At 33.8% G+C, this 13,506-nt stretch carries 15 protein-coding genes; 11 read left to right on the top strand and 4 right to left on the bottom strand.

What is annotated here, in order from left to right:
• Positions 1-109: 109 nt before the first annotated feature.
• On the top strand, positions 110-322 hold the full coding sequence (locus HOO54_RS13220; RefSeq protein WP_172295975.1) for a hypothetical protein: 213 nt from the start codon (positions 110-112) through the stop codon (positions 320-322).
• 109 nt (positions 323-431) lie between these two features.
• Here the strand turns inward: HOO54_RS13220 and HOO54_RS13215 are convergent, their stop codons facing one another.
• Both HOO54_RS13215 and HOO54_RS13210 read right to left on the bottom strand, forming a co-directional pair.
• The gene (locus HOO54_RS13215; RefSeq protein WP_172295973.1) at positions 432-1,049 is read right to left on the bottom strand and encodes an esterase/lipase family protein; all 618 of its coding nucleotides are present in this window, start codon (positions 1,047-1,049) and stop codon (positions 432-434) included.
• 272 nt (positions 1,050-1,321) lie between these two features.
• A complete protein-coding gene (locus tag HOO54_RS13210) occupies positions 1,322-1,930 on the bottom strand; it encodes an esterase/lipase family protein (protein ID WP_172295971.1) in 609 nt (202 codons plus the stop codon).
• Positions 1,931-2,286: 356 nt separating this feature from the next.
• On the opposite strand from HOO54_RS13210, the gene HOO54_RS13205 reads away from it, so the two are divergent.
• Together HOO54_RS13205 and HOO54_RS13200 are read left to right on the top strand one after the other, a co-directional pair.
• Positions 2,287-2,610 carry an iron-sulfur cluster biosynthesis family protein gene (locus HOO54_RS13205; protein ID WP_172295969.1) on the top strand — a complete coding sequence of 108 codons (324 nt, stop codon included), beginning with the start codon at positions 2,287-2,289 and terminating at the stop codon, positions 2,608-2,610.
• A 22-nt stretch (positions 2,611-2,632) separates the two neighbouring features.
• Positions 2,633-2,863, top strand: a complete 231-nt coding sequence (locus HOO54_RS13200) for a DUF2552 family protein (protein WP_375335839.1) — start codon at positions 2,633-2,635, stop codon at positions 2,861-2,863.
• A gap of 18 nt (positions 2,864-2,881) precedes the next feature.
• Here HOO54_RS13200 and HOO54_RS13195 read toward each other — a convergent pair whose 3' ends face one another.
• Complete coding sequence (locus HOO54_RS13195) at positions 2,882-3,811, bottom strand: alpha/beta hydrolase (protein WP_172295965.1); 930 nt, start codon at positions 3,809-3,811, stop codon at positions 2,882-2,884.
• A gap of 141 nt (positions 3,812-3,952) precedes the next feature.
• Here HOO54_RS13195 and HOO54_RS13190 point away from each other — a divergent pair, with 141 nt between their 5' ends.
• Complete coding sequence (locus HOO54_RS13190; protein WP_172295963.1) at positions 3,953-4,180, top strand: YqkE family protein; 228 nt, start codon at positions 3,953-3,955, stop codon at positions 4,178-4,180.
• A gap of 36 nt (positions 4,181-4,216) precedes the next feature.
• Here the strand turns inward: HOO54_RS13190 and HOO54_RS13185 are convergent, their stop codons facing one another.
• A complete protein-coding gene (locus HOO54_RS13185; protein ID WP_172295961.1) occupies positions 4,217-5,116 on the bottom strand; it encodes an aldo/keto reductase in 900 nt (299 codons plus the stop codon).
• Between the two features lie 151 nt (positions 5,117-5,267).
• Between HOO54_RS13185 and HOO54_RS13180 the strand changes: the two genes are divergently transcribed.
• From HOO54_RS13180 to HOO54_RS13150, 7 genes are all read left to right on the top strand, one after another.
• Complete coding sequence (locus HOO54_RS13180; protein WP_172295959.1) at positions 5,268-5,825, top strand: NUDIX domain-containing protein; 558 nt, start codon at positions 5,268-5,270, stop codon at positions 5,823-5,825.
• Positions 5,822-6,985, top strand: a complete 1,164-nt coding sequence (locus tag HOO54_RS13175; protein ID WP_172295957.1) for a TIGR00375 family protein — start codon at positions 5,822-5,824, stop codon at positions 6,983-6,985. Before HOO54_RS13180 ends, HOO54_RS13175 begins: the two co-directional genes overlap by 4 nt.
• Before the next feature lie 948 nt (positions 6,986-7,933).
• Entirely contained in the window at positions 7,934-8,152 is a 219-nt protein-coding gene (locus HOO54_RS13170) for a lichenicidin A2 family type 2 lantibiotic (RefSeq protein WP_172295955.1), read from the top strand.
• A 192-nt stretch (positions 8,153-8,344) separates the two neighbouring features.
• On the top strand, positions 8,345-8,560 hold the full coding sequence (locus tag HOO54_RS13165) for a lichenicidin A2 family type 2 lantibiotic (protein ID WP_172295953.1): 216 nt from the start codon (positions 8,345-8,347) through the stop codon (positions 8,558-8,560).
• Positions 8,561-8,641: 81 nt separating this feature from the next.
• Positions 8,642-11,686: a type 2 lanthipeptide synthetase LanM family protein gene (locus HOO54_RS13160; protein ID WP_172295951.1), complete on the top strand. Its 3,045-nt coding sequence runs from the start codon at positions 8,642-8,644 to the stop codon at positions 11,684-11,686.
• Between the two features lie 13 nt (positions 11,687-11,699).
• The gene (locus HOO54_RS13155) at positions 11,700-12,422 is read left to right on the top strand and encodes a flavodoxin family protein (protein WP_172295949.1); all 723 of its coding nucleotides are present in this window, start codon (positions 11,700-11,702) and stop codon (positions 12,420-12,422) included.
• Entirely contained in the window at positions 12,416-13,501 is a 1,086-nt protein-coding gene (locus tag HOO54_RS13150) for a M50 family metallopeptidase (RefSeq protein ID WP_172295947.1), read from the top strand. Before HOO54_RS13155 ends, HOO54_RS13150 begins: the two co-directional genes overlap by 7 nt.
• Positions 13,502-13,506 lie beyond the last annotated feature (5 nt).

The following is a 13,506-nucleotide window of genomic DNA, read 5'->3' as shown; positions in this document are numbered from 1 at the left end:
AAGAAAACTCGAATAATCTGAAACTAAGAGTAAAGACACGATTTAGTACAAAAAGAAATATGCTGTTATTAAGATGTGTTCAAACAGCAAGTGAAAGGAGTTATAAGTGATGCTGATTACCGTAAAAATACGCCATACTGCTGAAACCGAAGGCACCGATATAGGAGACTTCACTCCGGCTGAAATTGAAAATATTGTCCAGACCATCAGAAAATATGGAGCATGGCTTTCACCTGATGCCGAAACAGATGATTATAAATTTTCCTTTCAGGATGCTAAGTATAATCTTGAGCAAAGGGTGTTTGAAATTATAGTGGAATAATGGAGGATATGGACACTGAATGAACGAACACGTTTATTTAGAGTCCTTTTATGATTGTGGAAAAGACAAGCCTTTTAAAAAGAGGCTTGTCTCTTCAAGGTTTGAAAACCTAGTACCCGCTGCCGGTAAGGCCTCCTTTAATGAAGCTGTTCACTTGATTGTTATATAAAAGGCCGATATGACCAATACCCCATAATTTGATGTTCTTGGCACCATTCAAGTGAGATAGAAAGTTGGAAACAATTAAATCGCCCGTACTGTAAATGGAAGTATACAAGATCTTGTGATTTGAATGAGGCACTGTACTTGTGACTAAACGATTGGCGCCTCCAAGCGTTACAACATTTCCTACTTTATCGCTACCATCTAAATATTTAATATAATAAAGGGTGTTGGCTCCGCCTGCGCTGTGAGCGACAATATCTACTTTTTTTGCTCCTGTTTTTCTCAATACACTTTTAATGTATAACGATAATGCAGGTCCATTCGTGAAACTATTCCCCGTCTTATCTAAAAAGTCAATCGCATAAAGCTGATTGCTTGACCATCCTTGAGACTGCAAATACGCTTTAATACTTGCAAAATTATAGCTGGCACCGCCTATCCCATGAACCATGACAACGGGGTTATGCTCAGCAGCTTTAGCTTTTGATGGTTGAAAGGAAAATACGGATACGATAGACATTAAGCAAATGAGTAAAACGGATAAATACTTTTGACGGTTCATGACTCTCCTCCTAAAAATAAAAGAACATGTGAAAGCGAAGTGTAAAATGATCAATTTTTTGCCCGAAAACCAGTATGGAAAGCGAGCCGTTTTAATTAGAGCATTCCTTATCAACCAACGGATGAGGATGCTTTTGACAAAGTAATGGACAAATTATTATCCTATTTTCGTAAGGTTCTCGAACATCATTAAAATACGATGTGATGATATATTTGAGACCGATTTAGAGATCAACCATTGAAAAGGGCTTGTCCTCTTCAAGGGTTTCAATCTTAATGAAGACCATCTTTAATCATGTTGTTCACTTTGCTATTAAACAGAAGACCGACATGACTGACTCCGGAGATTTTGATATTGTTGGCGCCATTCAAGTGGGACAAGCTGTTGAATACTATAAAATCACCTGTACTGTAAATCGAAGTGTACGAGATTTTTTGATTTGGATCAGTACCTGATGGAGCTGTGTTTGTGACCAAACCATTGGCGCCTCCAAGCGTTACAACATTCCCTACTTTATCGCCGCCATCTAAATTTTTAATATAATAAAGAGTGTTCGCACCACCCATACTGTGGGCAACAATATCTACTTTTGTTGCTCCTGTTTCTTTCAATACGTTTTTTACGAATTGTGATAGTTTAGGACCGTTATTGATATTGTTTCCGGTCTTGTCAAAGAAATCGATGGCATAAAGCTGATCACTTGACCATCCTTGAGATTGTAAATATGATTTTATATTCATAAAGTTATAGCTGGCACCACCAATACCGTGTACCATAACAACGGGGTTATGCTCAGCAGCCTCAGCTTTTGAAGGCTGAAAGGAAAATACTGATGTAATTGACATCAGGCAAATCAATAAAACGCCTAAAATTTTCTTCATAACTTTCCTCCTCATCATAAAAATTAACTTACGCGATTATTCTATAAAAGGTATATGTAAAAACGAAGTGTAAATTTATCTATTTTTTTGCCCAAAAAAATAGAATGATCAATGATCTCTTTTTATCCTTTTAGCTTAAAAATCCCTTATATAATATGGGATGATTGGTCTTGAGTGAAAACGTTAACAAAACTAAGTTAGTTACAAAGTGCTGGTCATTTTATCCTATTTTTATATTGATATATTGAAATAATAAGTTGTTTTCACTTTCATTCAGGTGGCGGAAAACGGAAACAATGCATGACCGGTATATCATGTGATACAATGTCCGTAAAAAACAAACGAAGGATGATATGATGCAACTTACGATCACAGAACAAGCAAAACAAGTCATTCGCCAAACAACAGAAACCTATCCCGATAAACAAATCCAGTTGCGTTATGATACCGAAGGTTGCGGGTGCGCTGTCAGCGGTGTTCCAACCATTTGGCTGATGGAGGAATTGTTTGGAGAATGTGAACTGTTGGAGACAAACGGGACCCCCGTTTATATTCAGTCATCACAAAAGGTTTTCTTTGATGAAATGATGACAATCGATTATGATGAGAAGGTTGGGGCTTTAATGTTGAAAAGCCCGGCACAGATACTTTCTTCGCGAATGAGTATTTTAGTAAAATAGGGTGGCGTTATTTTTGAAACAAATGATGAAATCTTTACAACAAACGGCTCAAAACAAAACATGGGTATCGTTTTTACATCAAAATCATCCATACAGTCTCCTTCATTGGTCCATTGGAGGAACAGAATCGCTCCAAAAGGATGTATGGCTTCTTCAGGATGAAATGACTTTTGAAACAAAGGAATTTGATACGATCGAAGCAGCGATTGTTTTTATTAGTGAAAATATGAGTGATATTACAGATATTTTGTAAGAAAAAAGCGAACGATGTTTAAGCTCGTTCGCTTTCTTTATACTGCTCTTTCATCTCCTTGAGAAAGTCCCGCACAGTTTGTTTATAAGTCTCACGGTTTTCTGTATAGCTCATGGCATGCGCGCCTTTTTCAGCGATATACAGTTTTTTCAGCCCGCTTTTTTTCTCATAAAGTTGTTTACTGGATTTGACCGGAATATAGTCGTCAAATTGACTGTGAATGAAAAGGACCGGTTTATGGATTTGTTCCATGACAGCTAAAGGTGAGACATCATGAATCGAGTAACCATCCCGCCACTTCAAAAAGGTATTTGCAAGCGGCAAAAGAAATGTTTTTGGAAGATGAAAATCCTCTTTCAGACGGTGAATGAGCTGATCCTCAAATGTAGCAAACGGACAGTCTGCAATATAAAAATCTGCGACATCACTTGGCATTCCTGCATAAAGAAGGGTTGTCACGGAGCCCATGGATTCACCGTGAATACCGATCAGTGCATGCTCTCCAGTCTTTTTCCTCAACCAATTCACAACGGTTTCTAAATCGTTTTTCTCGTAGTAGCCATAGCTCGTTGTTTTTCCACCGCTTGTTCCATGTCTTCTATGATCATATATGACTGCATTCCAACCAAGTTCTAAAAACAGATTCATATATTTGACTGAATTTAGTAAATTCATTGTGACCCCATGACAAATAATAACCGTGTTTTTCGTTTCGTGTGGATGGACATAATACCCTTTAATATCATAGCCGTAAGGAGACTGGAGGGTAATGTCTTCTTTCGGTAAAGCATCAAATGCCGCTTGATCATAATGCCCGGCTGCCGTTTCCCGTTCAATAATAAATTGATTTGACCTTGTTTTTATGTACATCATTTGATTCGTAAAATAAATTCCTCCTAAAAAGAGAAGGAGTAAAAATGCTCCAAGTATAGCAAGCCCAATAAACATCTCTAATTTTTCTCCCTTTCTGTAAAAGCTTCTATCATTATTTTAGCATATAAACGATGAAAAAGATCAGAAGAGTAATGGTTTGCCTGAATTCAGTTTTTCTTGATAAACTATCATCAATTAAAGAACGGAGGGAATCTAATGAAGAAGAAAAAACAGCCTGAGGAGAAACACCTGCTAAAAGATGCACTCGCAGATGATTTAAAAGATAAACTAAAGCAAATGAAAAGCGAATTAAAAGCGGAAGACGACAAACGAAAAAAACGTGAAAATGAGTGCCTCATCAAGCAAAGAAAAGAACAAGAAAAAAACAAAAGCTTTGAAGAACTGCTCAATGAAAGCGGACTCGACTGGAAGCAATATAAATGAGAAAGCACCGCCTTAAAGAAGACGGTGTTTTCTTTTTTAGCTACGGTGAACGGTGTACACGTTACGTTTTGTATAAAACCGCAATGCTTTCATTTCTTGATCTGTCAATTGGCGTCCGCCGACAGCCATCGTGTTTTCCCGAAGCTGTGTGAGATTGCTTGCTCCTGGAATCACCGCACCGACTCCGGGTTGAGCAAGAATATACTTCAAGGCCATTTCAGTCATGGTTAAATCAGGCGCTGTTTTTTTAATGTCTGTTTTCACTTTGAGGAGTTCTTCATTGGGATAAGCTAAATAACCGCTATTGGAGACAGGTTTCTCTGTGAGAAGTCCTTTTGCTAGCGAGCCCCTTGCGATCAGACTGACTTTGTGTTCTGTCAGAAATGAGAGCCATTCCTCAGGACGTCTATCCAATAAACTGTATTGCATCATCACCGTGATAATACTCGATTTTTTGACAAATTCTTTTATAACATTTGGGCGAATCGAAGAAATACCGTAATAGCGAATGACACCTTCCTGTTTTAATTCTTCAAATGCTTCAATTGTTTCATCGATGTTGTCTGCAATTGTTCCGCCGTGAAGCTGATAAAGGTCAATATAATCGGTTTGCAGACGTTTTAAGCTTTTTTTGACGGCTTCTTTTATGTATGCTTTTGAAGGATCCCAATACCAGCCCGATTTGCCATCCTCCCAGCGATTTCCTACTTTTGTCGCCAAGATAATGTCTTTTCGTCTGGCTTTGATGGCTTCGCCAACCATTTCTTCATTGCGTCCGAAATCGTATAAATCCGCAGTATCCAAATAATTGATACCTAACGCTAGTGCTTCATCTAAAATGGCTAATGCCTGCTGTTTGTCTGTGCCGAGAGACATACAGCCAAGACCAACTTCACTTACTTTCAAATCAGAATGACCAAGCATTCGTTTTTCCATCGTCTCACTCCTCATTTCTCATTATATTGAACGTAATACAAAGGAACGAGGTTTTCAACTAATTGACACCGGTAACAAACAGCAGACTTTCATGTTGTATGATAAAATGGATGGGATAAATAGCAGCAACAGAACTTAGGAGATGATGAAATTGAAACATTTAGAGGAGCAAACCATCCGAAAAGAAAAACTTTTTTCAGGAAAAGTGATCGATCTTTATATTGAAGATGTCAAACTGCCAAACGGCAAAACGAGCAAACGAGAAATTGTGAAGCATCCTGGAGCTGTGGCTGTGTTGGCTTTAACAGATGAAAACAACATCATCTTGGTTAAGCAGTATAGAAAGCCGCTGGAACGGACGATTGTTGAAATTCCTGCGGGTAAGCTTGAAAAAGGAGAAAAACCAGAATATACAGCACTTCGGGAACTTGAAGAAGAAACGGGCTATACGGCTCAAAACCTGAAGAAAATCACGGCTTTCTACACATCTCCAGGGTTTGCTGATGAATTGATACATCTATATTTAGCTGAAGGATTAACCCCGCTTGAAGAAAAACGAGACCTTGATGAAGACGAATTTGTTGAAGTCATGGAGGTGCCGCTTCAGGAAGCGCAGAAACTGGTAGAAAGCCAAGAAATCTATGATGCAAAGACGGCTTATGCCATTTTGTATTTGCAGATGCAAAAAGCACTTGAAGCGAAGTCATGATAGACATATTCGCGGATATGCACATCCATATCGGGCGAACTGAATCAGGCAGACCTGTCAAAATCACTGGAGCTCAATCATTAACGCTCGCTGAGATTTTAATTGAAGCAAGTGAACATAAAGGAATGGGATTAATTGGGATTATTGATTGCCATTCGCCCGAGGTGCTAGCTGAAATTGAAAAAGGGGTTTCCTTGGGACGTTACCGGGAGCTTGAGGACGGCGGAATTCAATACAAAGATACCGTCCTGTTATGCGGATCTGAAATCGAAATCTATGATAACAAGTGCCGTGGTCCTATTCACGTACTGGCGTTTATGCCGACGATCGCCAAAATGAAACAATTCTCTAACTGGCTCTCAAAACGAGTGACAAACATCCATCTCAGCTCACAACGTCTCTATGAGACAGGTATTAACCTTCAGCAGGAAGTGAAGAAGCTTGGCGGTTTATTCATTCCCGCTCATATTTTTACACCACATAAAAGTTTGTACGGAAAAGGCGTTAAGTTATCGTTGACAGAGGTTTTTGATGAGAGGTTGATCGACGCGGTCGAACTTGGTCTCTCAAGTGACACCTCGATGGCATCACATATCTCTGAACTGAATCAGTATCCTTTTCTGACCAATTCGGATGCCCACTCTTTAGGGAAAATCGGCAGAGAATATAATAAACTGCTGCTCAAACATGCAAGTTTTCACGAAATCTCGCTTGCCTTAACAAACAGCCAAGGAAGACGGATTACAGCAAATTACGGAATGAATCCACAATTAGGAAAATATTATCAAACCGCATGTGAAAAATGCGGATACCTTAAAGAGCATGATCAAACCGAATGCAAAGCATGCGGCAGTCAAAAATTCACCAAAGGTGTCAGCATCCGACTGCAAGAACTCAGCGATCAAGATGTAAGTCCAATCAAACGTCCTCCATACGTCCATCAAGTACCACTCCAGATGATTCCTGGTATTGGACCGAAGACGATTGAGAAATTAAAACAAGCCTTCGGAACCGAAATGAATATTCTTCATCATGTGAAGGAAGAGGAACTCCTTCAATTGCTTCGCCCGCAAACCGCGCAACTCGTGATCAAAGCGAGAAACGGAGAGATGCAGTTAAAAGCTGGAGGCGGCGGGACGTATGGGAAGGTTCAGGTATAATAAAAGTTGCATGATATCCCCATTCTTTTAGCATAGAGTGGGGATAGATGCCTTATGAATTGCAAAACTTAAAAGTCTCGTTTGATTCTTAAAATCGTTGTGAATAGCCCACAACTATGGTGAGCCCCCTCATTTGGTGTAATACTGGTGACATCTCTCCTCTATAGCTTTTTAAGCTTAAATCATATTTTCACTCATGATATTAATATTTGGAAATATATTAATCTTTTTTTAAAAAGACAGTTTTAGTCATGATCCGTAATACGTTTCTTCCATTTATCTTAATACCCATCATTTTTTTGACAGTGCCATGTTATTGATGAATTTGTAATATTTTTAGAGAATTCCCCATGCTTTTGTCTTCACTCTTCTTCCAGATTGTTGTCTATCTTCCCATTTAGTACTGTAGATGTTTTTATGAATGACTTCATATTTTACTGATGGTTCATCTTAGCGTTTTTCCTTACTCATACAATGTTAAACAGTTTGTCTTTTTTTTAAAAAAACAGTTAGATATCAGAATAATTTGTTTATATAGGAATATATTGAATTCTCTTTTTCAAAAAAACTCTCATATCTATATTCTTTGTTTCATATCTTGTCGGAGCCTCAGTAATTTCTCTCGTGATGACGTTTGTTGAATTCCGATTACTATAATAAAGGAGGAGCTCCATGCTATTGAAAATCTGTTATAAACCCATCATATGATAACCAAGATTACCAGAGTTTGATACCTTTTTTAAAATAATGTAAATAGACCATGATAATATTGACTAATAAACCATAAATAGGTTATGTTAGATTAAAAAGGAATTCTCACTTTGCCCAACAAAACAAATAAGTAAAATAATTAAAAGATTTATTGTTGCTTTTAATTGACATTTAAACCATATAATTCTATAATAGGGTTGTTTAGTACTAAACAAAAAATAGTAGGAGGTTGTTAAAATGACTAGAGAAGCTATTTTAAAAAAAAGTAATCCATGCGGAGAGAGTCTTAAAAGGCTTTCGGTGAATGAAATGGAAACTATTTATGGAGCATCTGAGGTTAGTCCAAATATTACGCCGATAATAAGTGCAACGTTTAGAAGCTCAAAATTCTGTATATCAGCAGTTGGTAGTGCGATAGGTGGCATTGTATCATACAACAAAGACTGCTTAGGTTAATAGCATTAGTTCTTGATAGAATTTGTTGGATTACCAATTAATAAAATATAGTTTTTTAAATAATTTTTGTAGAGTTTCCATTGACGTGTATATGTATATACTCGGTAATTATTACTGCTACTGTGATTTTATTCTCATATCAATTGACTTGGATATGAGAATAGTTATTTATGATTTGAGGAGGATAGATAGATGAAAAGTACATCTATTTCTGATAAAAAAGTTTATTCAGCAATTGGAAGTAGCTTAAGAGAACTATCTATCAGTGAAATGGAAAAAATATATGGATCTAGTGGTAGTAGGGGACAAGTTGAGCCAAATTCTACACCTATTTGTAGTTTTCTTATTAGTGGGGTAGGATCTTATCTAGGTTCAGCAGCATTTAAATGTGGAAAAGATAATAAATAAAGATTGAATTAAAAATAATAATATAGGTTGATAAAATATTTTATTTTTTATCAACCTATATTTTTAAAGGAGTAAACTAAAATGATTAACATTACAAATCTCTCAAAATCATTGACTATCAAAGAGCGGTATAAAGTACATGAGAAATTAAATGAGTCTATAAATGGTAATTCACTTCAGTTGTGGCGTACAGATATGAGTATTATATCTGAGCAAACATTTGAAAAAATGCTGTCTTATAATTCCTACTCTAAAGATATTTTTTCAAATGCAGTCAATCGATCATATAATAAAGAAATTAATCAACTATATGAAGAAAGCGTTAAAAAGCAAGAATGGTATAAACTTTTTCATAAATCGATTCATCAGTTCACTTATGACAATAGTAATGAAAATGAAGAAAAATCACCCCAATATTTATTAAGACCGTTTATAAATTATAGTAAAAATAAAATTGAATCATTTATAAATGATAATCAGTATGATGTTATATTTAAAAATCATTTTGTTGACAATTTAGTAAAACAATTAGGTTCATTTTTAATAGATATTGCCCATAAATGTATTGTTTTAGAATTGAACTTACAAAGAGAGAATAACGAGTTAAAAGGTGACTCATCTACAGAACGATTTCAATATTTTCTTGAACAATATAGCAACACAGGAAAATTAATTGAATTCTACAACGAATATATTGTGATGACAAGATTACTTTCAACAACAACGTTATTTTTTATAGAAAATACACAAACAATAATAGATAAACTTTATAAGGATAAAAAAAGTATTATAGACAAATATGGAATAAAAAATTACGAAGTTAGTGAAATAATATTCGGAGAAGGTGATACACATCAAAAAGGAAAAACAGTTGCTAAAATAAACTTTTCTTCATCTCAGACAATCTTTTACAAGCCAAAGCCTCTTAGTATTAATATTGCATTTAAACGCTTTATTGATTGGCTTAATTTACAAAAGAATATAAAAGATATGAAAGTGCCAGACTCTTTAATATTCGATAGTTATACTTTTGAAAGTTATATAGAATACAAACCGTGTAATTCAATAGAGGAAGTAAAAGACTACTATGTAAGATTTGGACAGTTAATGGGAGTAATTTTTTTACTGAACGGTACTGATATACATATGGAAAATTTAATTTCACATGGAGAGTACCCGGTTATTATTGATCTTGAAACTCTAATTCAGCAACCACTACAAATAAAAAATAATAAAAATGGTTCTCTAAATGAAATTAATAACACAATTTTTCATCATGTAACTCGAACAATGTTTCTTCCGACAATTGGTCTCAAGACTGATAGTCCTGTTAACATTGATTTAAGTGCACTAAACGGTAAATCTGAAAAAGTTAAAGTGCTGCAACCAGTTAATGTTAATTCAGATGAAATGAGATATGACTATACTGAATATACTACAGATGGAGCTAATAACCTTCCATTTATGGAAAATTGCGAAATTGATTATAAAAAATACAAAGAAGAGATTATTAAGGGTTTTAAAAATGTTTTTGAAATAATTTTAAAAAACAAAAAGAAATTAACCGAAGAAAATGGAATTATAAATGAATTCCATAATATATCAGTCAGATGCTTATTTAGAGATACTAGTCAATATGCTAATATATTATTTCATACATTACATCCAGAGTTCCTGACTGATATGCTAGACAGAGAGAAAGCTCTAGAAAATATGTGGGGTTATCCTTTTGAGGATAAACATTTAATACTTTCAGAAGTCAAGGATATGTTAAACAATGATATTCCTATTTTTTTTAACAATACTTGCAGTACAGATCTTATAGATAGCGAAAATAATAGAATTTCTAAGTTTTTCACTTCAACATCTTTTGATTATTTTAAAAAGTATATTCAAAATATAGATGAACAAGAAATTAAAAAGCAAATATCTATTATATATATGTTTTTTGGTGATTTCACTGACTACAAAAAAAATATTATTAATGAGAAAATGTATAAAACCAATTTGAAAATAAAATATATTCAGCCTTTAAATCTAGACTATCTAAGTGAGGCAAAAAATATAGGTGATGAAATTATAAATCGGGCAGTAATTAAAGAAGATATAAGTTGGATAGTACCTTATAATATAAGCGATAATAATTGGTCGCTCATACCTATTAGACAAGATTTTTACGGTGGATTAGGCGGATTATATTTATTTTTCTATTATCTTTATAAAGAAACAAACGACAAGAAATATTTCGACTTTTCTAATAGATTATTGGATCAATGTTATGTAGAAGATTTATATGATAATAAGCAAGTAGGGCTTACTGGATTCCCGGGCTTTTTATATTCATTTTCTATTATGAAAGATTGTGAAGAAAATGTCTTGGAGATAAATAAGTTGGTAAAAGAATATTGTAAACTACTTGATAATGAAATAGAAAACAATGTACAAGTAGATTATCTTAATGGGGTAACAGGATTAATCAATATTTTGTTAAAATTTTATAATCGTAATAAAAATCTTCATTTTATAGAGTTAGCCATAAAGTATACTGAATATCTTACTCAACGATTAAATGAGGTTAGTAATTTAGGTAATGGATTTTCACACGGAGCTATTGGATATGCATTAGTCTTACTAAAGATGTGGAAAGTGACAAACGTAAATAAATATTTAATAAAAGCTCGAGAGTTATTGTTGTATGAAGATAAAAACTTCGATGATAATATCTTGAAAAACAGGTGGTGTAATGGTATTACTGGTATTGGATTAGCAATGATTGATATTGAAAATATCGGTATTGAATTTCCGAAAAACAAACTAAATATAGACTCTATATATAACAAAATAATATCAAGTCATTTGTTGAATAATGACACTATTTGTCATGGTAACATGGGAATAATAGATTTTCTATTATCGAAATATAAAAAAGATAACGACAATAGTTTGGGAGTTGCTAAAGCTATTGCTGATCAAGTCATTATGGCTAAGAGCAAAAATGGTGAATTTAAATTAATAGATACAGATAACTATAGAGATATTAGCTTATTTACAGGGTTGGCAGGAATTGCTTATCAATTGTTAAGAGTGAATAATCCAGAAAAGGTTCCTTCTGTACTTTCTATTTAAATGAGGTGAGAATTTGAAGAACATTTTTGTGTATGTAGGATCGCGAAATAAAAGTTCACGAATTGTAAGTTATACTAACAATATTTTAAATGTTACTAAACATAAGTTGAAAGGAGAGGTGAATATAGATTTATTAACCCCTTTGGATTTTTATTTACATCCCTCTACGGGATGTAAAAATTGTTTTAACAAAGGGTCTTGTCCAAATGACATACTTGAAAATGATGATGGGGCTTTAATCAAAGAAAAAATTGAAAAAGCAGATTTGATTATTTTAGCAAGCCCTGTTTACTCTCATAATGTTTCATCAGATATGAAACTTCTTATTGATCGCTTATCTTATTGGGCACACTTGTTTAAATTAATAGGAAAACCAAGTATAGTAATAGCTTCTGCTGAAAGTAATGGTGCGGACTTTGTTACAGATTACTTAGGTAAAGTATTGAGTTTTATGGGTTCAAAAGTAGAGCTAAAAACAAGTTTTGTAAATTCTGAAGATAACTTGAGAGAAAATAAATTGGATGAAATTGTTACACATATTTTAAAGATTTGTTCATCAGATTATAAGTTAACACCTAGTGTTAACCAAGAAGTCACCTTTCAAACCTTAAAATTATTGTTACAAAACTATCCTGAAAGTCATTTTGAATACAAATATTGGAAGGAGAATGGATTTTTTGAATGTGACTCATTTGAAAATCTGCTTAAATTATGTACAGACGCTCTAAAATGTTAAAATACATGCTACTTCAACCGTTTAATTTTAGTTTTGTCATAACAGGCATCTTGCTGTTGCTTTATTTCGTCATACAAGACACTATCTTTTTAGTATTAATAATGGTACTATTCCTTGGTTTTTTTAGTATACTTTTACATGAATTAGGACATTTGATTTTTGGTAAAGTAATGGGAATGAAGTTGAATTTTATGTCAGCGTGGTTTGTTTTACTGACAGGTCATCCAAATAAAATAAAAGCTAATCATTCTCTCGAGCTTTCTTTAGGATATACTTGTATGTTCTATGAAGATATCAATTTATCAAAAAATTCCTTAAAGAAAGCTTTAACATTATGTTATGCAGGGGGGCCTATAATTAGTTTTATTTGTACAGCAATTGCCTATTCTATAACATCTAGTATAGACTTTAAAATCGGTATGTTAGATGATGCAATAACCTATTTTGGGATTCTTAATTTTGCAATTGCAATTTGTACAATTGTTCCTTTATCAAGTGAAAATGATGGAGGAGCGATTGTAAACTTATACAAATCACAAAACTTCTTCGAGAATTTTAAAATTCAAAACTTGTATTTGAATAAAGATCTTAATAAAGTTTTTAATGAGCATCATATAGAGTTTTTAAACAAAATTTATCATCAAAAGATTTCAGTTGGTGGAGATTTACTTGTTATCACATTATTGTTAATTAGTTACTATCATTCTAAGAAACAGTATGAAAAAGCTGCAGAATTGTTGAAAAAATCCCTAAGTACACAACAAAAAAACAAAAACTTAAATAATGACCTAAATTTCAAAATCCTTTATTTTTACTATTGTATCATGCAATTGAATTGTCAAAATAGACTTACCCCTCATGATATTTTACAATTAAAAGATATAGATTTTTCATTTATGAAAATTTATGATTTGGTTAGTGAAGGAATCATTTCTTATCATTCTGGCGAGAGTTCAAAGGGGAAACATTTGCTTACATTGGCCGAGAAAAATCTTCATCAGCTGTTAGATGTGCATCAAGAGAGAATTTTAAAGAACTTTATTCAAGGTATAACGAATAAAAATCAAGTAGTGAGTTGAGGGCT

Source organism: Bacillus sp. WMMC1349 (assembly GCF_013155385.1).
GTDB lineage: Bacteria > Bacillota > Bacilli > Bacillales > Bacillaceae > Bacillus.
Note: the sequence above shows the minus strand (reverse complement) of the source record. Positions and strands in the feature narration are given on the sequence as shown.

Coding starts and splice junctions, on each gene's coding strand:
- HOO54_RS13220 (WP_172295975.1), top strand. CDS start 110: ATGCTGATTACCGTAAAAATACGCCATACTGCTGAAACCGAAGGCACC.
- HOO54_RS13215 (WP_172295973.1), bottom strand. CDS start 1,049: ATGAACCGTCAAAAGTATTTATCCGTTTTACTCATTTGCTTAATGTCT.
- HOO54_RS13210 (WP_172295971.1), bottom strand. CDS start 1,930: ATGAAGAAAATTTTAGGCGTTTTATTGATTTGCCTGATGTCAATTACA.
- HOO54_RS13205 (WP_172295969.1), top strand. CDS start 2,287: ATGCAACTTACGATCACAGAACAAGCAAAACAAGTCATTCGCCAAACA.
- HOO54_RS13200 (WP_375335839.1), top strand. CDS start 2,633: ATGATGAAATCTTTACAACAAACGGCTCAAAACAAAACATGGGTATCG.
- HOO54_RS13195 (WP_172295965.1), bottom strand. CDS start 3,811: ATGTTTATTGGGCTTGCTATACTTGGAGCATTTTTACTCCTTCTCTTT.
- HOO54_RS13190 (WP_172295963.1), top strand. CDS start 3,953: ATGAAGAAGAAAAAACAGCCTGAGGAGAAACACCTGCTAAAAGATGCA.
- HOO54_RS13185 (WP_172295961.1), bottom strand. CDS start 5,116: ATGGAAAAACGAATGCTTGGTCATTCTGATTTGAAAGTAAGTGAAGTT.
- HOO54_RS13175 (WP_172295957.1), top strand. CDS start 5,822: ATGATAGACATATTCGCGGATATGCACATCCATATCGGGCGAACTGAA.
- HOO54_RS13170 (WP_172295955.1), top strand. CDS start 7,934: ATGACTAGAGAAGCTATTTTAAAAAAAAGTAATCCATGCGGAGAGAGT.
- HOO54_RS13165 (WP_172295953.1), top strand. CDS start 8,345: ATGAAAAGTACATCTATTTCTGATAAAAAAGTTTATTCAGCAATTGGA.
- HOO54_RS13160 (WP_172295951.1), top strand. CDS start 8,642: ATGATTAACATTACAAATCTCTCAAAATCATTGACTATCAAAGAGCGG.
- HOO54_RS13150 (WP_172295947.1), top strand. CDS start 12,416: ATGTTAAAATACATGCTACTTCAACCGTTTAATTTTAGTTTTGTCATA.